Source organism: Acidipila sp. EB88, assembly GCF_003858395.1.
Taxonomy (GTDB): Bacteria; Acidobacteriota; Terriglobia; order Terriglobales; family Acidobacteriaceae; genus EB88.
On record NZ_QWEV01000005.1, the window covers coordinates 681847 to 706614 of the forward strand.

Consider the following 24768-nt stretch of genomic DNA (forward strand, 5'->3'; position numbering starts at 1 on the left):
GTACGGCCACGCACCGGGCATCTCGCACGCAAGGGCGCTGCCGACTTATCATGGCAGGGACCGCATGAAGACCCTTATCACCGCCGCACATCTCGTCACCCCTACCGGCACGCTGCCCGAGCCGATCCTGCTTGTCGAAGACGGCCATATCCTCGCAATCCACAGCCGCGATGCCGCCGAACTCCCGCAGGCCGACCTCCATCGCGACTATCCCGGCGCCACCCTCGCACCCACCTACTTCGACGTGCACATCCACGGCTGCTGCGGGCACGACGTCATGGAAGGCACCGCCGAAGCCGTCGAGACCGTGAACCGCTTCCTGCCCAAACACGGCGTTGGCGCCTACCTGCCCACCACCATGACCGCGCCGAAAGACGTGATCCTGCGCGGCCTCGCCGGTCTTGCCAGGGTGCTCGCCGCACCGACTGCCCCGGGCCAGGCCCGTCCGCTCGGCCTCCATTTCGAAGGCCCGTTTCTCTCGCACAGCAAGCGCGGCGCTCACCCCACGCGCGATCTGCTCGCGCCCTCCATCGCCTTCTTCGACGCCATGTGGCAGGCTGCGGAGGGCCACGTGCGCCTCATGACTGTCGCCCCTGAGCTGCCCGGCGCGCTCGAGCTCATCACTCATGCCACGAGCCGGGGCGTGCGCGTTTCCATAGGCCACAGTGACGGCTCGTCCGCGGACGCCCATGCCGCCATAGCCGCCGGTGCCGTCTCCGCCACCCACACATTCAACGCCATGCGCCGCCTCGACCACCGCGAACCCGGTCTGCTCGGCGCCGTGCTCTCCTCGGACGCACTCTACGCAGAGCTCGTTTGCGACGGCATCCACGTCGACCCCGCCGTGGTGCAGCTCTTCGCGCGTGCCAAGCCCGCCGACCGCGCCATCCTGATCACCGACGCCATGTCCGCCGCCGGCATGCCCGACGGCAACTACAAGCTGGGCGAGCTCGACGTGCGCGTCACCGCAGGCCGCGCCGTTACCGGCGACGACACCCTCGCTGGCTCCACACTCACCCTCGAGAACGGCGTGCGCAACTACGCCCAGTTCGCCAACGTGCCGCTCCCCCAGGCTGCCCGCGCCGCCAGCAGCAACCCCGCCCACATGGCAGGCTTCGCCGACTCCATCGGCGCACTGACCATCGGGCGCTTCGCGGACTTCAACGTCCTGTCCGCCTCAGGCGCCCTCGAAGCCACATACCTCGGCGGCATAGCGGTCTAGCGAAACCCCTACGCGGGAGGCGGCCACTCCGTGGCGTATACACCTTAGACGCGAGTGCCTGAAAACTCTCCGGGTGAACCTCTCCGGAGAGCCTTCAGGCCTTTGTTCTTAGCATTTACACGTCCCGAAGGGACCGCGAGCCGCGTAGGCGGTTTGGCTTGTCTAATGCTTCAACGCCGGCGCCAGCACGTTCGCACTGCCATCCACCGGTGGCGCTTCCAGTCCCAGTATCTCGGCAATAAACGGGTACACATTCACATTCTCGAATGGCTTCAAGGCAATGCCTGCGCGCACGTCCGGGCCTTCAGCGAAGAAGATCGCACGCATCTCCTTGAACTGCGCCGGGTCATACCCGTGCGAGCCGGCGTTGGGCGCGTGGTCCGGTTTGCCTGACTCGGGCGCAGCGGCGCGAATCGCAACCGGCGCGGTCGGCACGATCACCGGGTCGCCCTCGCGCGGATTGCTGTTGTAGTGCAGTTCCTTGGGCACATCCGCGCGACGGTACACCTTGAAGTCGGGGTTCGCGATCTTGAGTGCGCTGTACAGCTTCTGCGCCTCGGCCTCGTTCTCCGGGTATAGCAGCGACCCCGCTGTATGCACCTGCGACGGATCGGAAACATCCGCATACGTGCTGAGGTTGATCCAGTCTCCTTCGGTCTTGATCATGCCGTGGTCGCTCACCACCACCAGGTCGACCGGCAGGTGCAGCGCGGCAATCCCCGTTCTCAGCCGGGCGATCATGCTGTCGAGCGACTTCACCGCGGCCGCAGTCTCGGGCGCATCCGGCCCGAACGAGTGCCCGGCATGGTCCACATCGGCAAAGTAAAGCGTCACAAAATGGGGTCGCTGCGCCTCGGGCAGCTTCAGCCACGCAAGCACCTGGTCCACGCGGTCCGGGTTAGGCAGCTTGTCGTCGTAATGCAGGTAAAACGAAGGCCGCACACCATCGATCGCCGCTTCGGAGCCGGGCCAGAAGAAGCACGCGGCCCGCATTCCCTGCTGCTCCGCCAGCACCCACAGCGGCGTGCCGCCGTACCAGCTGCCATCGCCGTTCGTCTTTGAATCGCTGTAGCGGTAATGCCGGGCGTGGTCCTCGCTCAGGAAGTCCATGGCCACGATGCCGTGATGCTCCGGGTACAGCCCGGTCACCAGTGTGTAGTGGTTAGGAAACGTCACCGACGGATACGAAGGAATCATCCCCTCGGGCGCGCTGGCCCCATCCTTCGCCATCGCGAGCAGGTGCGTTGCCTTGTACTTCGTCGCGTAGTCCCACCGAAAGCCGTCAAGCGACACCAGGATCACGTAGTGCTTGCCCTGCTGCACCAGCGCGTTCGGTCCATGGTCCACCGCAATCACGGCGCTCGCCGCAACGCCCCCTGGCAACGCAGTCTGCGCACCGCCAACGCTCCAGCCCAACATCGACGCCAGCAGCGCCACAACGCCGGCCCGCGCCACAACTGCTCCGCGCACCTTCAGCGCCTTTTTCCAACTCTGCACGCTTCACTACTCCTTGAACCCTTGCGACCCTTTGCCGCACGAACCGCTGCAACACGCTGCTCAGCGGGCGAGCAGCCCCATCGCAGCAACCACTACGCCGACCGCTCCAAAAACCATGCCCATCACCCAGTACGTGCGCAAACGCGTCAGCAGCGTAATCGAGGTGATCACCAGGCCGATCTCGAGCAGTGCCTCGCTCAGGTCAAAGTGCGTGGCCTTCTTTTCCGCCCCCTCGACCTTCTCCTCGAAACCTCGCGCGACTTCCTGCTCGTGGTCCAGGTCGCTGCCCCACTTCGACATGTGCGCCTTGTACATCGCAAGCGTGGCCGAAGCATCCGCCTTGTCCCGCAGCGCCACGCTACCCAGCAGGTCCACCGCAAGCTGTGTTTCGTTCTGCCGGATCTTTTTCGCCTGGTAAAGTCCCCATTGGTCGCTGGCCCGTGCCTGCATCAGCACTGCCTCGGTGTGGGTGCGGTGCCCCAGCACCGTCACCACGGCGACCAGCACCGCCAGCACGCTCATTGAAAAGCTCACTGGCCGCAGGCTTTTGCCGTGCGCCTCAGAAGCCGCTTCGTGCTCGGCCTCTAGCGCGTGTTCATGCTGCTCGTGCAGTTCCTGTACTTCGTTGGCTTCCATCGTGGCCTATTCTAAGGCCGTCCGATGGCGCCTGCATCAAGGTGCCGGGGCGTTCTCGGCCTCCGCGGCAAAAAAAGAAGGCGCTGGACAGGAACCCAGCGCCTTTCGGTGAAACCTGTGGCGGAACGATCGGCTACTTGATCGTTCCGTTCATGCCTTGTGGGAAGAACAGCCCCGGCGTGGATGCTGAACCGCCGTACACGATGTTGAGCACCTCGGTCGTGGTGCGGCCCACGACGATCGCCGTCGATGGGTCCACGTCCACAACAGTCGAGCCCGTCTGGCCGCCCACGGCTGCGACTGCGTAAGTCGTCACACCCGTGTCGAAGTTCGACGTGGTCTTGCCCGGCGTTTGCGGGTTGCTCAGTGACTGGCGCAGGGCTGCGATCGTCCCTGAAAGTGCTTGCCCGGTTGCACCGCCCGTGAAGATCAGCGTGCGAACGATGCCTGCGTGGTACGCCTCGACCGCGTGGATCCCCAGTGCTGCGGAAAGATACGCCGAGCTCGCGATCGACGGCGCCGCCCCGAGGTAAGCAGACACACCCACGTCCTCGAAGATGTACGCGCCGAACAGGAAGTCCGCTTCGCTGGCAAATGGGTCGAAGTTAGGAACTCCGATCAGACCGCCCAGCGTAGCGAAGCTGGTCATCAGGTCGATGTTGGGCATCTGCACCGCGGCATTTGCACCACTGGCGTTCAGCGCGCTCTGCAGGAAAGCCACATGGTTGCGCTCTTCCTTGGCCGTCTCCATGGCGAACGCCTGGATCGGGCCACCCGCGGTGAAGGGCACCATGGGGTTCGCCTTGATGTTGACCGAACCACCAGCGGCACCAGCGCCGCTGGTGATCACGCCGCCAGAGGCGGTGATGCTCGCGCCCGTGGTCGCGTAAGTGTAGAACTGCGCCTCGAGAAATTCGAGGTTCAGTGCGAAGTTAAGAATGGCGGGGTCCGAGGTCGCGGCGGCTGCCTGCGCGCGGGCGCCACGCGAAAGGGCAAGGCCGGCCAGCGCCGCACCACCCATCACCAGGGCTTTGCGTCGGCTGCTGATGCTTGATTCCTCTGCTTGCTGCATGTCTTCAATGTGTTCCATAACTACTCCTGTAAGCGTATGCAACAGTTCTTAGGAAGCGGACGCGACAATCGTGCCGGTCATGCCGTTGGGATAGAAGCCGCCCTTGGTCACAACGCCCGCGGTGGCTCCCAGGTACACAATGTGCAGGACCTGGTCCGTGGTACGCGCGTAGCCAACCGAGGTGTTCGGGTCTGCCGGCACCAGCGTGCTCGAAGAGGGTGCGACCTCGGCGCTCAATGCGCCCGTGGCTACTGAACTCGCCGCGCCGCGCAAAGCCGAGATCTGGTCAGCAGCCGTGAGAGTGGCTCCGCCTAACGCCACGATCAGCGAACGCACCAGGCCTGCGTGATACGCCTCGACCGCGACAATGCCGCCGGCTGCCGGCAACACGGCCGTTTTGTTGGTGATCAGCGGGGCCGCGCCGTTGTAGGCCGTGACGCCCACGTCCTCGAAGATGAAAGCGCCCAGCAGGAAGCTGTTCTCATCCGCAAACGGATTGAACGACGACGCATTAGCAACGCCCGCAGCCGTGGCAGCCGCGATGAAGGAAGCCTGCAGATCGATCGCGGGACGGTCCGCAGGGGTGCCGCCAAGCGCGGTGATCGTAGCGCGCAACTCCTGCACGTGCAGCTGCTCGTGACCGGCGATCTCCACTGCGTATTCCTGGATGGAAGGCGTCTGGAACGGCACGGCCGTGGTCCCACCGGTCACTGCGCCCGGCGCGGTGCCAATGTCGGCAGCGGCAAGACCGGCGCCCGTCACGGCACGCAGGTAAAACTCTGCTTCCAGGTACTCCAGGTTCAGCGCGAAATTCAGAATCGCGATGTCTGTCGCTTCTGCGTTAGGCGCTGCCGTGGTAGTAGGAGCAGCGGTGGTCGTCGCGTTGGAGCTGTCATCACTGCCGCAGCCCGATGCGAACGCGACCGCAGCCGTCGCTCCCATACCCGCACTCACGCCGGTAATAAACTTCCGTCGCGATACTTTATTCCGCAATATCAGATTCGCTGTGTCCATGGCCTTCTCTCAAACGAGCACAATTGCTACGCGCCGTTATTTATGCAACGTAGAAACCATGCCATCGGATGCCACGGATTGTGTAGAAGAAGGGCGACTTTGATGGGCCGCCTTCTTCACTTCGGTAATCTGATAATCCGGAAATTTCTCTTGACGAGTGTTACCTGGAAATGTCGTAGCTCAGGCCGGTGCACCCGCGAGCACGATGGGCATAGTGGGTGTGGCGGAACCGCCCACTGGCTCAATCGTGATCCCGAAGGCTTTCACACCCGCGCCACTTGCCAGCCGGGGCATCAGGAGGCTGGCGTTGCCATGCGCATCCGGCGCAAACGTGCCGGCCGGCAGGGGCTTGCCCCCGTCCGCGGGGATCAGCCACAGCTCGTACACCCTGGCGCCCGGTAGTGGTGCCATGTTGCTCGCCTGCAACAGCAGCGTCCCGCTTCTTGGCTCATAGGTTGCACGCGCCCCCGGTGCCGCCGGTGCCTTGGGCAGCGCGAGGTTTACCCGCACGGCTGAAGGGTCCGACAACGCATGCAGCACGTGTTCTGCCCGGGCCGCATCCGCTTCAATCCGCGCAAACTGCGCGTTCTCCGCCGTCAACGCTCCGCGCAGGGCATCCCGGTCCTGCTTCAGCCCCGTGGCCACCACCAGCATCGCCGCGGCCGCAGCCCAGCCTGCCCACGCCACCCAGGGCAGGACTCTTGCCTTGCCGACGGGCACAGCCGGAGCAATCCTGGCCTCGGTCGGCGAAGTTGCTGCTGCATGATCCGTTGGCATGCTTGATGCCGACCCGGCCTCGGCAAACGCAAGGCGCTGGCCGCTGCCTGCAGTGGTACCGACCCCGTCAGACTGTGCGCGCTGGTGCGCCGTCGCTACACCCGGATGCCCAGCCTGGACCCGGCTCGCTGCCGGCCCTGCTTCCATGGCTGCCACAAACCGGTCCCGCGCGCCTGCGGGCAGCGCCACCGGGGGCACCGACAATGCGTACAGCGCGAGCGACTCCCGCAGCTGGCTCAACTCACCCAGACACAGGGCGCAACCCTCCAGGTGCTCCTGCACCACGGCAACTTCCTCGCTACCGAGCAGCGACATGCTGAACAGTGCAAGATCTTCAATCGGAATGTGTGGATCGTTGTTCATGCCTGTGCCGCCTTTCTCAGCGTCAGCACGGCACGCCTCAGCCTGGTTTTAATCGTGCCCAGAGGGCTTTGCAGCCGCTCCGCTATTTCTGTATGACTTAGCCCGTCGAAGTACGCCAGCTGCAAAACAGTCTGCTGCTCCTCCGGCAACGCGCCAATCAACGTCCTCGCCCGCTGCAGCAGCAGGTTGTGCTCCGACTCTGACTCCACGTTCACCGGCGACAGCAGCACCACGTCTTCGGTCGACTCGGACGGACGCTTCCGTCGCAGCAGGTCGATCGCCCGGTTTCTTGCCAGCACCGCAAACCATCCGGCCAGCGTTCCCGTAAGGGACGCAGTCTCCACCGCTGGCGGTTTTCGCCAGATGCGCAGGAATACCTCCTGCATCACATCCTCTGCTCCGGAAGGATCGCTCAGCACCCGCAAGGCGACCGCGTACACGACCGATGCGTGCCGATCGAACAGCAGGACCATCGCCTGCTCGTCCCCTTCTCGAATCCGTCCGAGAAGCGCGCAATCGTCGGCGTTCCGGTCCTGCTCTATCGTCTCTCTTTGCATAGAACGCACCAGGGTCCGGTTTGGACTTCATTCACCTTGATTTTCAACTCCGCTCGCCCGAAATGTGCCGCGCGAGATAGCGAAATATCGCAGCCCAAGCCTACACCGCAGCGTTCTTTCCGACGAGCGGGCTCAGCATAAATCCAGGCGGCAGCACTGCGAAAACCTGGGCGGCTGCCCGCCTCACGGTGCCCGGGCGTCCCTTGTGTTTTCATCAGGGAAAGCTCCTGCGTTGCGCCTCGCATCCCAGGAGCAGCGAGCACGCCACTGGGACCATTGGAACCACCGGCGACCACCCGGCGACCACCCTGACACCAGCCTGCCGGCTCAGGCTCCACCAGGCCGGGCCACGCATCTCTGGGGAGAAGGAGGAGCAAAGCATGCCAGCCACCCGAGCAACGCGCCTGTGCACCTGGCTGCTGACGCTGCTTACCCTGCTTTCCTTATGGCAGCGACCCGGCTGGTCGCAGGAGTGCACCCTCGCGAAGCCCTGTTGCGCCATGCATGCCATGATGCCGCGCTCCGCTTCCTCAGCGCTCCCGCCATCCCGATCCTGCAGCCTCTGCACCGGCTGCGCGGCAGCGTCAGCCTACGCGGCCGCCGCGATGCCGGCCCACGATCAACCGGGCATGGGGCCCTGCAACCGTGGCTGCAAGCTCACAGCAGCAGCCCTCCCCGTGCGTCCTTTTCCGCTCCACACCGACACGCCCCGGCGCATGCCTGGCGACACTGCAATGCTCCACCCCGCCGGCCGGGGCAACGCCGCCGTGCTCCGCCTGCCACCCGGCGAGTCTGCCCACCTCGCCCCCAGGCTCAGCCTTCGCATCTAGGCAGGTCCGCGTCCGCTGTCTGCGCCTGACTGCTGCTCGCAGCAGGCAGGCACTCCTGACGATTTGTGTTTCCCGGACTCTGCCGCGCGGTCCTTGGCCGCCGACGTATGAGGCATGTGCATGTGCAATCCCCGTCCCCTTGCCCTGCTGCTCTGCCTGGCCGCGCCGGCCCACGCGCAAAGCACGCCCCGTCCATGCGTTGAGAGCATGCCTGGCATGACCATGTGCCCGCCATCCGTGGCAAAGCCGGCTGCCGCGCCCACGGCCGGCATGACTGCGAACATGGCCCCCGGCATGCAGCAGATGATGCAGAACATGGACCCGCACACCTTTCTTGCGGAGATTGAACACCACGCCACCTCCGGCACCTCCGCCGAGCCCAACTCCACCCCGGTCCCCATGCTCATGGCGATGCATGGCCCATGGATGGGCATGGTGCACGGCAACGTCTTCATCACCGACCTGCAGCAGTCCAGTCCGCGCGGCGGCGACAAGCTCTTCTCCACTAACTGGCTCATGCCCATGGCGGAGCGCCGCCTCGGCCCCGGCCAGCTCACCCTGCGCGCCATGTTCTCGCTCGAGCCCGCCACCATCACAGGCCGCCAGTACCCGCTGCTCTTCCAGCAGGGCGAGACCGCCTTCAACAACCCCATCGTCGACGGCCAGCACCCGCACAACTTCTTCATGGAGCTCGCCGCCCTCTACGACTGGGAGCTCGGCCCACATACCCTGCTTTCCTTCTACGCCGCGCCCATGGGCGACCCCGCCATTGGTCCCACCGCCTACCCCCACCGCGCGTCGGCCCTTGAAGATCCGGTCGGCAGCCTCGGCCACCACCAGGAAGACTCCACCCACATCGCCAACGACGTCGTTACCGTCGGCCTCACGCACGGCATCGCCCGGGTGGAGGCGAGCGGCTTCCATGGCCGCGAGCCCAACGAAAACCGCTGGAACCTGCAGGTTGGCGCCGTCGACTCATGGTCCACCCGCCTCACCCTGCAGCCCACGCAGAACCTCAGCGGGCAGGTGTCTTACGCGCGCATCGCGAGCCCGGAAGCCCTGTTTCCCACGGAGAACCAGGGACGCACCACCGCCTCCATCATGTACAACCAGCCCTTCCACAATGGCAATCTCGCGAGCACGGTGCTGTGGGGCCGCACCCGTTCGCTCGCCGACGACTCCAAGGAAAACAGCTACCTTTTCGAATCCACCCTGCGCTTCCACACCGCCAACTACGCCTACACCCGCATCGAAAACGCCGGCCGCTCCAATGAACTGCTCAACGGCCCGCACCCTTTACCGCCCGGGTTCACCGAGCAGCCCATCGGCCACGTGCAGGCCTACACCTTCGGCTACGACCGCGATCTCGACGGTTTTCTCGACCGCGCCCACCTCGCGCTCCCGCATCTCCGCACCGCACTGGGCGCACAGTTCACCACCTACGGCGTGCCCGGCGTGCTCCGCCCCATCTACGGCACCGACCCCATCGGCATTGCGGTGTCGGTGCGCTTCCGGCCCTTCTCGGGCGAGCAGCGTTAAGCAGCGTTAAGCAGCCTTAAGCAACCATGCCCACCAAACATCGACGAGACACACACCCGCCAACCCTGGTGGGCGCCTCCCACGTTCATCTTCGCCCCCGGGGCGTTCACACCCCTGTAGCACAACCCGTTAGATCATCAGGCATGCCTTCCGGTCCCCGCACCCGATCCGCCCTCGCGCCCAAGCTCATCATTGGAGCCGCCGCCATCCTCGCCGTCGCCGGAGCCGCTGCCGCCACGATGACCGATCCTGCCTCCGCCTTCGTAAGCCTCATGTCCAAAGCCGCGGACCACGCGAAACAGCACCACGACCGCTTCACACCCGCGCTCTCGCCCGAGCAGGCCACCGTGCTCGGCGAGAACGCGCCGGTGCAGATGCAGCAGATGCGCGCCCTCGGCGTCCTGGTCGTGCCCTGGACGGTGAACGATCCCGCCAGGATGCGCGAGCTGATCGACAAACACGTCGACGGCCTCATCAGCGACCGGCCTGACCTGCTCATGACCGAGCTGCGTGCGGCACGCGCACGCGCCGCCGGCAACGCCGCGGAGCTCGCCTACCTCGACCGCTTCGACGCGCAGGCACACCGCGGCGGCCGAGGCCTGCGCCCTGAAAACACTCTGCCCTCCTTCGAATCCGGCATGGACCAGGGCATCACCACGCTCGAGACAGACACCGGCGTCACCACCGATCACCAGTCGCTGATCTGGCACGACCAGTTCCTGAATCCGCAGAGCTGCCGCCGCGCCGACGGCCAGCCCTACACGCTCGAGAATCGTCAGTACATCCGCGACATCTCCATGCCGGACGCACAGCAGACATTCATCTGCGACAAGCTCCACTTCGGCGCGGACCAGAAAAACGACCTTGCCCTCTCGCCAGTCGCCGTCGCTTTCGCCGCGCACGAGAAGCTGCCGAGTCCCTACGCGCCCACCAATGCTGCGCAGCTCTTCCGCTTCGCGCGCTTCTATGCGGAGTATTACCGCACCGGCGCGGGTCGCAACACGCCCGATGCCGCCGCCCGCGCCCACACCGGCGAGCACGTGCACTTCAATCTCGAGACCAAGATCGTACCCGCCGGTGTGACCGAGGCCGGCCTCGCCGCGCTCGCCACCGGGCAATCGCTCGATGCGGTCCGCGCCTCCGGCAAGATGCCCGCCGGCGCGTTCGACGAGAACCACACCGTCGCTCCCGAACTCTTTGTCAGCACGCTCGCCGGCGCCATCCAGGCCAACCACATGGAGGCGCGTGCCGACGTGCAGAGCTTCGACTTCCGCACGCTGTTGCTGATCCAGGAGCAGTACCCCGCAATCCGCACCTACTACCTGACCGGTCCACCCGCAACTCTGGGCAGCGACCTGCTGCCGCCCACGCTGCGCGCAACGCAGTAAGCACCAAATCACAAACTGCAGGTGCCGCGCGGACGAGATCCCCGCAGCAAAAGCAAAACACACGCAGCGAAAACAAAAGCAGCAGGATGGCACCCCGCAGTCACCGCCATCCTGCTGCCCCCAAGCGCAACTTTGTTTTCTCTGCACCGCATCCTGCTGTTGTTGCGTATGTCACAGCATGGGTTACATACCCGCAGTAGCCAGCACTCCCTCCCGCCCGCGCACGCACTCCATGCATACCTCCGACGCCGAACGCACCCGCCTCCACGGCGAGCGCCGCGTGCAAGTCACAGCCACAAGTCCGCATCGTCTCACCTCCTTGGTTCAGTGCTCTTCCCTGCTACCATGGCCCAAAGTTTCTCTCTCCTCGTAAGGACCGCCACCTTGCCCATCCGCTTTGCTCAAGCCCTTGTTGCTTCCGCCCTGCTTCTGCTCGCCGGCTCCACGCTTCACGCACAGTCCGCCCCCGCCGCGCCGCCGCACACGCAGGCCGTACTCGCGGGCAGGCTCATTGACGTCCGCACCGGCCAGATCACCACCCGCGCGTACATCGTTCTCAACGACGAGCGCATTGTTTCCGTCTCCACCAACGCGCCCGCCGCCGGCGTGCCCATCACCGACCTGAGCCGCTACACGCTCGTCCCCGGGCTCATCGACGCGCACGCGCACATTCTCTCCGACCCCACCACGCAGTCCTCCGCGTCCTACCTGCTCACCTCCGCACCGCAGGCCACCATACGCGGTGTCGCCAACCTGCAGCTATGGAGCAAGCACGGCTTCACCGTGGTGCGCGATGCCTGCGAGTCTTACCCGTCCTATCCGCAGTTCGCGCTGCGCGAAGGCGTGCAGAAGAAACTCATCTCCGGCCCGCGCATCCTCGCCGCCGGCTCCTGCGTCTCGCTCACCGGCGGCCATGGCGACTCCGACCGCCTCTCGCCCGATAAGCCCAGCCTCGACCAGCCGAACCAGGTCGACACCGTCGACGACGTGAGTCGCATCGTGCGCCGCGACATCAAGTACGGCGCCGACTGGATCAAGCTCATGGCTACCGGCGGCGTCATGGATCCCATCAGCGACTACCGCGTGCAGGAGCTCAGCGACGAGCAGATGGCCCGCGCCGTCCAAGAAGCGCACCGCGCCGGCCGCAAGGTCATGGCGCATGCCGAGGGCACGCTCGGCATCAAGGCCGCGGTCATGGCGGGCGTCGACTCGATCGAACACGGCACCCTGCTCGACGACGAAGGCGCCATGATGATGGCGCAGCGCGGCACCTGGCTCGTGCCCACCCTTTACTGCTTCCAGCACGACATCGAAACCGGCCTCTCCAAGGGACGCGAGCCCGCCAGCATGGCCAAGGGCATCGCCATCGTCAAGGAGCAGGGCCCGGCCTTTCAGCGCGCGCTCAAGTACCACCTCAAGATCGCCTACGGCGTCGACGATGCCGACATCGACGAGTCCGTTTCGAAGGAGTTTGGTGCCCTCGTGCGCGGCGGCATGACGCCCCTGCAGGCCCTGCAGGCAGCCACCATCAACGGCGCACTCCTGCTCTCGCTCGACCACGACCTCGGCGCCATCGAGCCCGGCAAGTACGCCGACCTCGTCGCCGTCCCCGGCAACCCGCTCGACGACATCACCGCCATGGAACACGTCGCCTGGGTCATGCAGGCCGGCACCGTGCTCAAGCCCCTTACCCCCAACCCGTAGCGCTTCGCCGCGTGCAACAAAAAGCCCCGCGACTAAGTCGCGGGGCTTTTACCTTGCTACGCCAACGCTCTTGTCTTAAAAATCCACGCGCAGCGAGAACTGCTGCACACGCGGCCGGTTCAGCACCGCGCTGTACTTGCCAAGGCTCCCCGACGTCAACTGCGTCCCAAGCGAAGTGTTCGGGTTCGTGTCGAAGCGCACCGAGTTGGTCGAGTTAAAGGTCTCCCAAGAGCCGCGCAGGTGCGACTCACGGTAAAGATGCCAGGTCTTCGACAGGCTCGCATCGATCTCGAAGAAGCCGTCTCCACGAAACACGTTGCGGTCGCCCGCTTCGCCCGGGTAAGGCAGCCGCATGGGCCCGTTGGACGAGCGCACTCCGGCATTGATCGCGTCCGGATCCGCAAACACCTGCGGCGTTCCGTTCGAGTCAAGGTGCTTATGCAGCGGCACCTTGCCGTTGCGCACACCAAACGCCGGGAACTCCCAGTCCGTCGTATACCCAGGCTCGTTCACCGAGAAAGGCAGACCACTCGACCAGCGGCCCAGGCTCGCAAACTGGTACCCGCCCAGCACCGCATCCTCCAGCCGGTTCATGCCGCTGCCATACTTCTGGCCGCGCCCAAACGGCAGCAGGTACACCGTGTCGTACGAGATCAGGTGGCGCGTATCGAAGTCCGAGTCTGCACGGTTCAGCGACTGCCTCCACGTGCTCTCAATCACGCTGAACGAACCATTGCTCGACAGCGCCCCGCCGCGCTCCGCGTCCGAACCCATGTCAATCGACTTCGAAAACGTGTAGTTGAAGTCGTACTGCAGCCCATGCGCCATCGGGTGGCGCACAATCACTTGCGCTGCGTTGTAGTAGCTCATGCCGATGCTCGCCACCGCGTTCAACGTCGAGAACTGCGACTGGAAGTAGCGCGTGCCATTCGGACAGCCGTAGTAGCAGTAAAAATCAAGGTCGGCCAGCGACGTGGTTTCTCCGTACGTGTAGCGGTACGGAGCCCACTCGTTCGTATAGATAAACTGTGTCGCGCTTTGGCCCGGCGTCGCCAGGTAGTTGAACATGTGTTCGAAGTACGGGATCGCCGCAACCTGCGCGTTCGGATCGCCCCCGTTCGCATCCACCGCCTTGGACAATGCGGTGCCCGCGCCGAAGTAGTCGCCACCACCCTGCGGATCCACAAGGTCGACTGGCTGCGTCAGGTCCAACTGCTGCAGCAGGTGCCGTCCCAGCCGTCCGATGTAGTCCAGCTCAACCGTCATGCCGCCCGGCACCTGCCGCTGCACCGAAGCATCCATCACCTCGGAGTACGGCGTTTTCAGCCGGTTGTCGATACCCTCCGTGATCAGGAACGCCTGATTGGAAGGCGTGAACGGGAAGCTGATGGGATTGCCCGGCGAAGGACCGGTATTGATTGCAGGCAGCGCACCTCTACCCGTGAAGCGCGGTGCGCTCTCTGTACCGTATGTGCCCGCTGGGTTCGTAAAGGAGTTGCTCAAACCGAACGAACCCTCCTGGCTGAAGGTATTCACCACACTCTGCCCATAGTGGTCGAAGTACAAGCCAAAGCCTGCACGCATCGTCGTCTTCGCATCCGGCGCATACGCCACGGAGAGTCGCGGCGCAAAGTTCAGCTTCTGCTTCGGCCAGTAGCCGGGCTGGTGGTTCGCCTTGCCATTCGGCACAAACGAGAGCAGCGGCTCGTACACCTGGCCTGACTGCGCTGCAATCTCGCGCTGCTTGTACCAGGCATCCGTGTCGATCGTCGGCGCGACCTGCTGCCCGTTTACCTCGTACGGCGTCTGCAGAATCGTGTGGCGAATCCCGTACGTCAGTGTCAGCTTCGGCGTCGCCCGCCAAGTATCTTCGAGGTAGTACTCAAACTCGTTGGTGCGGTACGAGCGGTCGATAAACGCTCCCTGTCCCAGCAGCGCTCCACCGGTACCGCCGCCGGTCACGTTGTAGTTGTACACACTGGTCAGCTGCGGCACCGTGCCCACCAGGTTGGCATACGCCACCAGGAACGAGTTCGAGAAGCCGTCGGAAACAGCCGGTACCCCGCCCCCAGCGTGCTCGGGTCCGGCTCGTTGTTGAGCCAGTACGGGTTCGAGCTCGCATTATCGAACGAGTTCGCATCGGTCGAACTGTTGTTCGTGATCCTGCGCCAGTTGCCGCCGAACTGCAGCGTGTGGCTGCCCTTGCTCCAGCTCAGGTTGTCCACGATGTTGTGCACCGGCACGTTCACGATCGTGGTGCGTGTTTCTGCGGTAAGCGACGTCAGGAAGCGGAAGTCCACATAGTTGCCGTCGCCAACACCGCTGTGCCCATACCCCTGCCGGACATATCCATACCGCAGGTCGTTCACCACGTTCGCGGTCGGTGTCCACGAGTAGCCTGCGGCAATGCCCTTGGTGTTGTCGTCGATGTTGTACGAAGCCGGTTGACCCGGGAACTGCTCTGCGCCCGCGGTCAGGTCCTTCTGCAGGTTGCCGCGCACAAAGAAGCGCGACCGGTCGTTCATCGCGTAGTCAACCTTCAGGATCGTCGTGTTCAGCGTCGCCGGCGCGGGCGACGAAAACGTGTACGCACCCGTGTTGTACCCATCGCCCGTATTGAAGCTCGTGTTCAGCGGAAACTGGCTGAAGTACGACAGCACGTTCGGGTCGGCTCCCGGCCCCCACGGGCATACGGCGTTCGCGGTACAGCCCGCGTCCAGCGCTGCCAGCTGATTCGGCGTCAACGTGGTGGTGCCGCCGTTTGCATCGGCATACACCAGGTTGCCCGCGCGGTAGCTCGCGGTCGGCACCGTCTGCGTGGTCACCAGGTTCTCGGCCGTGCGCTGGCCCTCGTAGTTGAAGAAGAAGAACAGGCGGTCCTTCTTGATCGGTCCGCCCACGGTGCCGCCAAACGTGTTGCGCAGCAGCTTGCTGGCTACGTTGGGCTGCCCGTTTTCAATCTCGGCCTGCTTGTAAAACCAGTCGTTGGCTGCCGTCAGCGGCGGCCGGTAGTACTCGTACGCAGAACCATGGAACACGTTCGTGCCCGACTTCGTCACCAGGCTCACCTGCGCGCCCGACGACCGGCCCTGGTCCGCCGTGCTGTTCGCTGTGGTCACGCGAAACTCCTCGGTTGAGTCCTGCGTCGAGCGCAACACTCCCGTAAACGCGTAACCGTTCACCTGGTCGTTGTCATCAATGCCGTCCAGCGTCACGTTGCCCTGGTCCGACCGCGCGCCGGCCACCGCGCCACTCCGGCTGTCCGTGTCCTGGCTCACGTTGCGCCCCAGGTACAGCACGCCTGGCTGTACGCTCAACAGGTCCGGCACATTGCGGCCTTCAGTCGGTACCGCCTGGATGAACTGGTTGTTCATGGCGTTGCCGATGCTGGCGTCCGTCGCGTTCAGGGTCTGCGCTTCCGCGCTGACGTTCACGTTCTCCTGCGAGGCCGTCACGCCCAGCGCCACGTCAATCGTTGCCGGCTGCGATACCAGAAGCTCCGCCTTGCGATCGCTCTCGGCAAACCCCTGCGCCGTGATCTTCACCATGTAGGTGCCCGGCGCAAGCTGCGCAAACTGGTAGCGACCCTGGCCGTCCGTCGTCGCGGTTGTGGACGCGCCGGAGCCCGGGTTCAGCAGCACCACCGATGCCCCGGGCACAATCGCGCCCGTGCCATCGGTGACCGTACCGCGTAGTGAGGTGGTGCTTACCTGTGCCAGCAACATACAAGCCGGGATACAGAAAAGTGTACCGGCGGAGACAAGGCTCAGGGATCTACGACGTGCGGAGTAGGACATCTGACCTCGGGAGGAAGAAGGGTGATGCCGGGGCATCCCAATTTCAATCTGTCTCAGGGCTCGTCCGGGATGGCCGTTCCCAAAGAAGGAAGGAAAAGCCATCCTGACACGGGTCGCCCCGGCCCTCAAAGAAAATTCTGCTCGCCTTCTGATTCCAACAGGCACAGAGGCCGATATGGCTTCCATGGACGACCACATCGGCGCAATCGGCGGAGCGGATCATCCGGCGGTACCGAACGTGCGGATAAAAAGTAACTAACTCCGCAGACAAGCGGCCCTATCTGCCGGTAACTTTGGTGGTACACCGCGAGCATCTGGGCTCCACCGATGCAGCCATCGGCGCGTCTCAGCATACGAGGACAGAGGGTTCAATGAAGTGGTTTCAAAGGGTTCTTAGCACTCGGGTTCTGCCTTCCCTGCAGACCAGCCTGCTTTTCTTCGGCTACCTGTTCGCTCACTCGGCCCAGGCACAGGTGGCGCCTCCGGTCACCAAGCCGTTGCAACTCGCGGTATTTGCCACCGGCACCGGCACCTGGACCAACTTCGCGGCTGGGCGCAACCTCGGCATCACCGCGGGTGCTGACCTGATCCTGCACAACTACTGGGGCTTCCGTCCCGCGCTTGAAATCCGTGGCACCTATCCGTTCCACGCAGGCGGGCGCGACGGCCAGGAGGACTTCCTGCTGGGTGTCCGCGTTGAACACGAATATCGCCGGCTGCACCCCTACGTCAACTTCCTCGTGGGCGGTGGCTCCATCGGCTACAAAAACGGGGGATACCCCTACGACGACTTCATCTACCTGTCTTCCACGTCCACGGTCTACTCTCCGGGCGTTGGTGTTGACTACGACGTGCGACACGGCTGGGGCGTCAAAGCTGACTTCCAGTACCAGCACTGGGATACGCCCATCCCCGCGTACGCCGTGATCCATCCCCGCGTCCTTTCCGTGGGCGTGGTCTATACCTTCGGATCGCACAAGTACTATCACGACTAATCAGCCCCACGCGCCTCGACTGCCGGCCGGAGCCCCACACCGGGCTCTGCTGCCAGGCGGCAGGCCGTCCGGGCTTTCCCGCCCGCAGGCGTAGGTCCACCTCCTTCCGCAAACCTCGTTTGAGGCTCATCAACCAGGAACGCCGGGCATAGTGCTCTTGCGCAGCCAGAACCCGGCACTGCAGGTACATTGGAAACAGCAGTGTCTTCGGCGCCTCGATCAGCAGCATCGCACACGCCGGGCGGCGCTCTACCTTGGCGAAAGAAGGCCGGACGAACCAGATGCGTGTTGTTCGTGAAATTGAGGCAGGCACCATCCGCCGCATGTGCCTCGGCCGTCACCTCGCTTGAACGGCGTAGCGCACCGCTCCCGGCAAACGACCCGAAGCATCCAGCAGCGAGTCACCCTGCTCATGCAAAGCCCCCTGCTTGCCGTGGCACTGCTGTGTCTTTTTGGCGTGCTTGTGCAGGGCTATCACCTCGGCACCGACGATGCGGAGATCTACCTTCCCGCGATCAAGCAGGTCGTGCACCCCGGCCTCTACCCTTTCGGCTCCGCCTTTTTCCTCGCGCATGCTCACCTGTCTCACCTGGCCTTCGTGGTGGGCAACGCCTGCCGGCTTCTGCACCTCACGCCTGACGTCACCATCCTGCTCTTCCACGTGCTGAGCTTTGCCCTGCTTATGGCCAGCGCCTGGCAACTGGCTGCCTGCCTGTTCGTGCACAAGCGCGCACTCTGGTCGGCTGTTGCCGTTCTGGCCTGCGTGGTCTCCGTGCCGGTCGCCGGGACCGCGCTGTGTATCGCCGATCCGTTCCTGACCGCCCGCTCGCTCTCCACCCCGCTCACGCTCTTCGCGCTGGCCAGCTTTCTCAACCGGCGCTACCTGCCCGCCGTGGCCTGGCTGTTGCTGGCCGGCTTTGTGCACCCGCAGATGGTCGTCTACGTCGCCGGCCTGATGGCCTTTCTGCTGCTTGAGCCGGCCTTCTCGCGTGCCGCAGCCCGCGCCGTACCCGTCCGCGCAGCCGTTGCGCTCGCCTCCCCGCTGCTGGGCACGTTCTCGCTGCAGCCCGCTACCGGCGACTACCGCCAGGTCCTCTACACCCGTACCTTCTTCTTTATGGGCCAGTGGGCCTGGTGGGAGTGGTCAGGCGTCGTGCTCCCGCTTGCACTGTTGTTCTGGCTCAGCCGCCAGCCCGTCGCCGGCACGCGTGCCACCATGCTCCGGCTCTGCAGCGCATTGGTAGGGTTCGGGCTGTTCTCGACTGCAGTCGCCCTGCTTCTGTCCTCGAGCACGCGCTTTGACAGCCTTACCCGCCTACAGCCCATGCGTTCGTTCCACCTCGTCTATATCTGCATGTTCCTGATGCTGGGCGGCCTGCTCGGCGAGCACGTGCTGCGCCTGCGCCCGGTGCGCTGGCTGTTGTGCTTTGTGCCCCTTGCCGGCGGCATGCTCTGGCTCAACCTGTCGCAATACCCCAACAGCCCGCACCTTGAGCTACCCGGGCTCACGCCTCGCAACGCCTGGGTGCAGGGCTTCCTCTGGATCCGAGACAACACCCCCACTGACGCCATCTTCGCCATCGATCCCAGGTATCTCGAGCGCCCCGGCAATGACCAGCACGGCTTTCGCGCCATCGCCGAGCGCAGTGTTCTTTCCGACTACTTCAAGGACAGCGGCGCCGTCACCATGTTCCCGCAGCTCCTGCCCGAGTGGAAACAGGAACAGGCCGCGCAGGCTGGCTGGCAACACTTCGGCCCGCAGGACTTCACCCGCCTGCAACAGCAGTTCGGCGTCTCCTGGGTCGTGCTCGAGCACCCGGTCGCCGGCATGCAGTGCCCCTTTCGCAACCAGGCCATCCTGGTGTGCAAGGTCTGAGAAGGTCTGAGAAGGTTCTAGCTGTTCGGCTCCCGCTGCATAATTCCGCGCAATGCCGCACAACACTCCCGCAGCCTCTGGGTTACTACAAGCACGTACAGAGGTGGCACCATGCAGAGCAAAACGGCGACGGCAACAAAGGTATCCAGGTGGTTTGCGGGTGCGGTGATGGCGGCCGCACTCTGTTTCATCGCACCCCGGCCCGCACAGGCCCAGGTAGGCTTCGGCGTTCACGTCGGCTACGGAGCGCCCATCGCCGCCGGCTACTACGGCGATCCGAACTTCGCCTTCCAGCACCGCGCATGGGAGCGCCAGCGTTGGGAAGCTGCGCAGGCGGCCCAGTGGCGGCATGATCAGTGGCTGCGCTCGCAACAGTGGCGCCACCAGGACTGGCACGGTGCCCCTTCGAATCACGGCTGGGACCGTCGCTACTAACTGTCGCTAACCCGCGCACAGTTGCAAAAAGGAGTGCCTCGCGGCACTCCTTTTTGCTTCCATTCTCGCAGGCGGCTACACCGAGAGACTAAGAATCCGGTTCACCCTCTTCACAAAGGTAGCCGGATCCTGCAGCGCCACGCCTTCCATCAACAGGGCCTGGTCAAACAGCAACCACGCCGCATCATCCATCACCTCATCGTCCGAGCGCAGCAGCAGCTTCTTCACAATCTCGTGATCCGGATTGATCTCCAGCGTCGGCTTCGACGCCGGCAGCTCGCTCTGCCCCATCGCCCGCAGCATCTGCTGCATCTTCAACGATGGTTCCTCCTCGTTCGACACAATGCACGAAGGACTATCGGCCAATCGCACCGACGCGCGAACATCCTTGACCCTGTCGCCAAGCTTCGCCTTCAGCTTGTCCAACAAAGGCTTCAATGCCTCGCTCTGGTCCGGCTCGTTCTCATCCGTCAGGTCCTCGCTCGTCGAAGCCTTGTTCACCGACTTCAACTCGATCTCGCCGTACGTGTCCACACCCGAGAACACGATCTCGTCGATATCGTCGTCAAGAATCAGCACTTCGTAATCCTTGCGCTTGTAAATCTCCAGCAGGGGCGACGTGCGCAGCAGCGACTCCGCGCCACCCGTGATGTAGTAAATGCTCTTCTGTCCTTCGGGCATCCGCGACTTCACATCCGCAAGGCTGGTCAGCCCCTCGACCTTGGTCGACTTGAACCGCACCAGGTCCAGCAAGGCTTCGCGATTGGCGTAGTCGTTGTGCAGGCCTTCCTTCATCGGCCGGTTGTACTCGGTGATAAAGCGCAGGTACAGTTCCGGCTGGTTCGTCGCGATGTTCTTCAGCTCGGCAAGAATCTTCTTCACGCTCGCCGTGCGGATGCTGGTCAGCACACGGTTCTGCTGCAGGATCTCGCGCGAAACATTGAGCGGCAAATCTTCACTGTCGATGATGCCGCGCACAAAGCGCAGGTACTGCGGCAGCAACTCCTTGGCATCGTCCAGGATGAACACGCGCTTCACATACAGCTTCACGCCCACCTTGTACTCGGCCTGGTACAGGTCAAGCGGAGCCTTCGCCGGCACAAAGAAAAGCGTCGTGTACTCCAGGCTGCCTTCCGCCTTGGTGTGGAACCAGAACAGCGGATCTTCCCAGTCGCCTGAAACGGACTTGTACAGCTCCTTGTAGTCCTCGTCGGTCAACTCGCTCTTGGGTCGCCGCCACAGCGCGCTCGCCGCGTTAACCTGCTCGGTCACACGCTGCTTTTCCGATTCCTTCTTCTCTTCATTCCACTCGCTCTTGTCGAAAGTCAAAAAGATCGGGAACGCGATGTGATTGGAGTACTTCTTCACAATCTGCTGCAAACGATGGCTGTTGGCATACTGCGCGCCTTCTTCGTTCAGGTGCAGCAGCACCGTCGTGCCCGGCTCCTCGCGCTCCGCGGGCTCGATCTCGAAGCCCGTGCGGCCATCGCTGGTCCAGCGCCAGGCCTTATCTTCACCGGCCTTGCGTGAGACCACCTCGACCGTGTCGGCCACCATGAACGCACTGTAAAAACCAACGCCGAACTGGCCAATCAGGTTGGAGTCGCGCTTGGCTTCGCCCGTAAGCTGCGACAGGAAGTTCTTGGTTCCCGAGCGCGCGATCGTACCAAGATGCGCTACAAGATCTTCTTCGTTCATGCCGATGCCCGTGTCGGCAATCACCAGCGTCTTGCTTTCTTCGTCGAGCGTCAGGTCGATCCGCGGCTCGAACGGCACCGACTTGTACGCGTCATCGGTAAGCGTCAAGTGGCGCAACTTGTCCAGCGCGTCCGACGAGTTCGACACGAGCTCGCGCAGAAAAATCTCGGGATGCGAGTAAAGAGAGTGAACGATGAGCTGTAAAAGCTGACTGACTTCTGTTTGAAATTCGCGTTTAGACATAGAAATTGATCACCAATACTTCTCAGTATAAAAGCTGCGAGTCGCCGCAAACATCAATGCCGTGCGATCAAACGCGATCCGGCCCCGCAGCACCAGGCACCGCGCTTCCGACGAGCCCACTCGGCCCAGCCATGAGCGCAGCCTTGGAGCGCAGCTTTGCTCAAGGAACAGGCAGCGGTCGCCTGCGTCTCCGTCCCGCGCAGGCCTCAGCGACGAAGGTTGGTCTTGGCCATATCCAGCACCTCATGCCCATCCCCGTGAAGCATCGCCTTCATCATATACAGGTTAAAACCCGCGGCCTGCGCGACCGAAATCGTCGGCGGCAGCGACAGCTCCTGCCGAGCCACTACTACATCCACCAGCGCCGGCCCGGGGTGCGCAAACGCAGCCGCAAGCGCCGGCCGCACCTGCTCCGGCAGCTCCACTCTCCACCCGCGCAACCCCGCTGCCTCTGCAATGGCCGCATAATTCTGGTCGCGAAAGGCCGTGCCGTACATCTCAATCCCGGCGGCCTTCATCTCCTGCTCCACAAAGCCCAGCGCCCCATTGTTGAACACCACCACCTTGACCGGCAGTTCAAGCTGCCGCAGCGACAACAGGTCGCCCAGCAACATTGAAATGCCGCCATCGCCCGACAGCGTCACCACCTGCCGCTGCGACTGCGCACTCTGCACACCAATGGCCTGCGGCATCGCATTCGCCATGCTTCCGTAGTTAAACGAGCCCAGCAGGCGCCGCTTGCCGTTCATCTTCAGGTAGCGCGCCGACCACGTCGTCGGCGTCCCCACGTCACACAGAAACACCGCGTCCTCGGCAGCCAGTTCGCTGATGCACTGGGTCAGGTACTGCGGATGAATCGGCGCTTCGCCCGGCGTGCCCACGGCTCGCGCATCAAGCCCCTCCCGCGCCTTCACGTAGCGCTTGCGAGCCTCCGCAAGGTGCCCGCCGCCATGTTTTTTCAGCATCGGCAACAAGGCCTGCAGAGTGTGCGCTACATCGCCAATCAGCCCGACGTCCACGCGCGTGCGCCGGCCAATCTGCTCCCCGCGCACATCCACCTGCACCACCTGGATCCCCTCCGGGTAGAACTGCGAGTACGGGAAATCCGTTCCCAGCATCAGCAGCGTGTCGCAATCCTCCATCGCCCGGTACGCCGAGGTCATGCCGAGCAGTCCGTTCAGCCCCACAAAGAACGGGTTGTCATGCTCCAGGTACTCCTTGCCGCGTAGCGCACTGATCACCGGCGCCTGCAGCACCGCCGCGGTCCTTAATACTTCTTCGCGCGCCAGCGCACAACCCGCGCCCGCCAGGATCGTCACCTTCCTGGTCCTGTTCAGCAACGAAGCCGCGCGCCGCAGCGCATCGGCCGGCGGCAACACCGCCGCGGCAGGCCCATCGATGCCCAGCTCGATCGCAGGGTGGCTCGCCGGCTTGGTCAAAACGTCGCCCGGGATAATCACCACCGCCACGCAACGCTTCGCGATCGCCGTGCGCATCGCAATCGCCAGCACCCGCGGAATCTGCTCCGGCGTCGAGATCACCTCGCAGAAGTCGGAGCACGTCATGAACAGGTGCTCCGGCCGGGTTTCCTGGAAGTAGTTCGTGCCCAGCTCCTGGCTCGGGATCTGCGTGGCAATCGCCAGCACCGGCACCCGGCTCCGCTGGCAATCATGCAGCCCCGCAAGCAGATGGAGGTTGCCCGGTCCGCACGAGCCCGCACAGACCGCCAGCTTGCCCGTCACCTGCGCCTCGCCGCCCGCGGCATACGCGGCCACTTCCTCGTGCCGCACCATGCTCCAGCTGATCCCCGCATGCGCCCGGATCGCTTCCGTCAATCCATTCAGCGAGTCCCCGGCCACCCCGTACACGCGCTGCACGCCTGCCTTGAGCAGCGTTTCCACAAATACGTCTGCCACGTTTGAGAGCTGCGCCTTTTTGAACATGCACCGTTAGATGGCATCCGCTCACCTCGCGCAACTCTGTTCCTCGCCCTGGCACACAAATGCCCGCAGCTTCGCGCGCCGCGACAAGGGTCGGCGAAGCCGCTCGCCTGGTCGCCAGGCAGCCATGTCCCCTTTCTGCTGCAAAACGCGCCCTATAGGTTGAAGGCGCCCCGAACCGCCTCCAACACAGGAGAATCCCAATGAAACCTTTCAACTCTGCCTTGGCTTACCAGGTCGTCGCCACCGCCGCCATGATCTCCAACCTTGGCTGCGCGGTGCCCGCTCTTGCGCAGCAACCGCAAGCCATCCACGTCGTCATCCCCTTCGACTTCGACACGGCCTGCTCGCACTTCCACGCCGGTACCTACCGCATCAATATGCGCAGCACCCCGTTCACCGCCGTCACCTCCGAAAACAGCAAGGAGTTTGGCTACGTCATGGGCGATCCCGAAGCCCGCTCGGCTGCGGACAAGCGTGGCAGACTGCTCTTCCATCGCTACGGCAACCAGTACTTCCTGAGCGAGATCTGGGCTCCCGGCAACCCCATGGGACAGCGCATCCTACCCAGCCGCAAAGAGCGCGACGTCCGCATCGCCATCGCACGCGCTCCCAACCACGCCGGCTCCTCCTCCGACGTGGCCCTGGTCGCCAATGACGATTAAGCCGTTAACCCATCGCAGGCGCAACAAAGGCGCTCGCATCGCGAGCGCCTTTGTTGTGTTGTACGTTTTCGCTCATCTGGAAACAAGTTGGCTTACCGCTTACGGGCAGTTTGTACAGCCACCCGTGTGCATCTGGAACTCTTGCGGCGGCTTAGACTGTTTACCTTCGCAGGTAATCGTGTATGTGAAGGCCTTTACCTTGCCTAAACCAGGATCAGCATCTCGCCTCACAACTCCGATATAGCCCCCATGGCCATCATCATGAGGGTCACCATTGAGACAACTGTCGCCCTCGAACGGACCGCCGTCTTTGAAATGGACTGAGAATTTGTGCGAGTGAGCGGAACTCCCCTCCGGGAAAGCTCGCCAATGCACTGTATCTCCGGCTCGCAACAGATGCATATCGTCGCAATCCGCGACATAGCGGTTCACCGTTGTTTTATGGTGGGCTCCTGTATGCGTTGTCTGAATAGCTACTTCTTCATACTGCGCTGGGGATTCATTCACACTACCTTCCATT

Annotated in this window: 20 protein-coding genes; 9 read left to right on the forward strand and 11 right to left on the reverse strand. The window is 63.8% G+C overall.

Annotated elements, in window-relative coordinates:
- The first annotated feature begins 64 nt into the window (after nt 1-64).
- Complete coding sequence (gene nagA, locus D1Y84_RS03675; RefSeq protein ID WP_124847324.1) at nt 65-1222, forward strand: N-acetylglucosamine-6-phosphate deacetylase; 1158 nt, start codon at nt 65-67, stop codon at nt 1220-1222.
- A gap of 162 nt (nt 1223-1384) precedes the next feature.
- On the opposite strand, the gene D1Y84_RS03680 is transcribed toward nagA, so the two are convergent.
- From D1Y84_RS03680 to D1Y84_RS03705, 6 genes are all read right to left on the reverse strand, one after another.
- Nucleotides 1385-2719 (reverse strand): ectonucleotide pyrophosphatase/phosphodiesterase, encoded by a 1335-nt coding sequence (locus D1Y84_RS03680; protein WP_233581079.1) that lies wholly within the window; start codon nt 2717-2719, stop codon nt 1385-1387.
- A gap of 60 nt (nt 2720-2779) precedes the next feature.
- Nucleotides 2780-3355: a DUF4337 domain-containing protein gene (locus tag D1Y84_RS03685; RefSeq protein WP_124847325.1), complete on the reverse strand. Its 576-nt coding sequence runs from the start codon at nt 3353-3355 to the stop codon at nt 2780-2782.
- A gap of 133 nt (nt 3356-3488) precedes the next feature.
- Nucleotides 3489-4445 (reverse strand): ferritin-like domain-containing protein, encoded by a 957-nt coding sequence (locus D1Y84_RS03690; protein WP_124847326.1) that lies wholly within the window; start codon nt 4443-4445, stop codon nt 3489-3491.
- A 30-nt stretch (nt 4446-4475) separates the two neighbouring features.
- Nucleotides 4476-5441, reverse strand: coding sequence for a ferritin-like domain-containing protein (locus D1Y84_RS03695; RefSeq protein WP_124847327.1), 966 nt, complete (start codon nt 5439-5441; stop codon nt 4476-4478).
- A 180-nt stretch (nt 5442-5621) separates the two neighbouring features.
- Nucleotides 5622-6581 carry an anti-sigma factor gene (locus D1Y84_RS03700; RefSeq protein WP_124847328.1) on the reverse strand — a complete coding sequence of 320 codons (960 nt, stop codon included), beginning with the start codon at nt 6579-6581 and terminating at the stop codon, nt 5622-5624.
- Nucleotides 6578-7138, reverse strand: a complete 561-nt coding sequence (locus D1Y84_RS03705; protein ID WP_124847329.1) for an RNA polymerase sigma factor — start codon at nt 7136-7138, stop codon at nt 6578-6580. The genes D1Y84_RS03700 and D1Y84_RS03705 overlap by 4 nt, the downstream gene beginning before the upstream one ends.
- Before the next feature lie 380 nt (nt 7139-7518).
- Between D1Y84_RS03705 and D1Y84_RS03710 the strand changes: the two genes are divergently transcribed.
- The 4 genes from D1Y84_RS03710 to D1Y84_RS03725 all read left to right on the forward strand — a co-directional run bounded on the left by D1Y84_RS03710 (nt 7519) and on the right by D1Y84_RS03725 (nt 12599).
- Nucleotides 7519-7968: a hypothetical protein gene (locus D1Y84_RS03710; protein WP_124847330.1), complete on the forward strand. Its 450-nt coding sequence runs from the start codon at nt 7519-7521 to the stop codon at nt 7966-7968.
- A 120-nt stretch (nt 7969-8088) separates the two neighbouring features.
- A complete protein-coding gene (locus D1Y84_RS03715; RefSeq protein ID WP_199726351.1) occupies nt 8089-9507 on the forward strand; it encodes a hypothetical protein in 1419 nt (472 codons plus the stop codon).
- Nucleotides 9508-9650: 143 nt separating this feature from the next.
- Nucleotides 9651-10895: a glycerophosphodiester phosphodiesterase family protein gene (locus tag D1Y84_RS03720; protein WP_124847331.1), complete on the forward strand. Its 1245-nt coding sequence runs from the start codon at nt 9651-9653 to the stop codon at nt 10893-10895.
- Nucleotides 10896-11279: 384 nt separating this feature from the next.
- Nucleotides 11280-12599 (forward strand): amidohydrolase family protein, encoded by a 1320-nt coding sequence (locus D1Y84_RS03725; protein ID WP_158615301.1) that lies wholly within the window; start codon nt 11280-11282, stop codon nt 12597-12599.
- 75 nt (nt 12600-12674) lie between these two features.
- On the opposite strand, the gene D1Y84_RS18315 is transcribed toward D1Y84_RS03725, so the two are convergent.
- Nucleotides 12675-14621, reverse strand: a complete 1947-nt coding sequence (locus D1Y84_RS18315) for a hypothetical protein (RefSeq protein WP_233581080.1) — start codon at nt 14619-14621, stop codon at nt 12675-12677.
- Complete coding sequence (locus tag D1Y84_RS18320; RefSeq protein WP_233581082.1) at nt 14582-16324, reverse strand: TonB-dependent receptor; 1743 nt, start codon at nt 16322-16324, stop codon at nt 14582-14584. The genes D1Y84_RS18315 and D1Y84_RS18320 overlap by 40 nt, the downstream gene beginning before the upstream one ends.
- 443 nt (nt 16325-16767) lie before the next feature.
- On the opposite strand from D1Y84_RS18320, the gene D1Y84_RS03735 reads away from it, so the two are divergent.
- From D1Y84_RS03735 to D1Y84_RS03745, 3 genes are all read left to right on the forward strand, one after another.
- Nucleotides 16768-17391: an outer membrane beta-barrel protein gene (locus D1Y84_RS03735; RefSeq protein WP_124847333.1), complete on the forward strand. Its 624-nt coding sequence runs from the start codon at nt 16768-16770 to the stop codon at nt 17389-17391.
- A gap of 412 nt (nt 17392-17803) precedes the next feature.
- Complete coding sequence (locus D1Y84_RS03740; protein WP_124847334.1) at nt 17804-19267, forward strand: hypothetical protein; 1464 nt, start codon at nt 17804-17806, stop codon at nt 19265-19267.
- Between the two features lie 111 nt (nt 19268-19378).
- Nucleotides 19379-19702 carry a hypothetical protein gene (locus D1Y84_RS03745; RefSeq protein WP_124847335.1) on the forward strand — a complete coding sequence of 108 codons (324 nt, stop codon included), beginning with the start codon at nt 19379-19381 and terminating at the stop codon, nt 19700-19702.
- A 75-nt stretch (nt 19703-19777) separates the two neighbouring features.
- On the opposite strand, the gene htpG is transcribed toward D1Y84_RS03745, so the two are convergent.
- Nucleotides 19778-21643, reverse strand: coding sequence for a molecular chaperone HtpG (htpG, locus tag D1Y84_RS03750; protein WP_124847336.1), 1866 nt, complete (start codon nt 21641-21643; stop codon nt 19778-19780).
- A 206-nt stretch (nt 21644-21849) separates the two neighbouring features.
- Entirely contained in the window at nt 21850-23559 is a 1710-nt protein-coding gene (poxB, locus tag D1Y84_RS03755; RefSeq protein WP_233581084.1) for a ubiquinone-dependent pyruvate dehydrogenase, read from the reverse strand.
- Between the two features lie 227 nt (nt 23560-23786).
- Between poxB and D1Y84_RS03760 the strand changes: the two genes are divergently transcribed.
- On the forward strand, nt 23787-24248 hold the full coding sequence (locus D1Y84_RS03760; protein ID WP_124847338.1) for a hypothetical protein: 462 nt from the start codon (nt 23787-23789) through the stop codon (nt 24246-24248).
- A 99-nt stretch (nt 24249-24347) separates the two neighbouring features.
- On the opposite strand, the gene D1Y84_RS03765 is transcribed toward D1Y84_RS03760, so the two are convergent.
- Entirely contained in the window at nt 24348-24755 is a 408-nt protein-coding gene (locus D1Y84_RS03765; protein ID WP_124847339.1) for a hypothetical protein, read from the reverse strand.
- Nucleotides 24756-24768 lie beyond the last annotated feature (13 nt).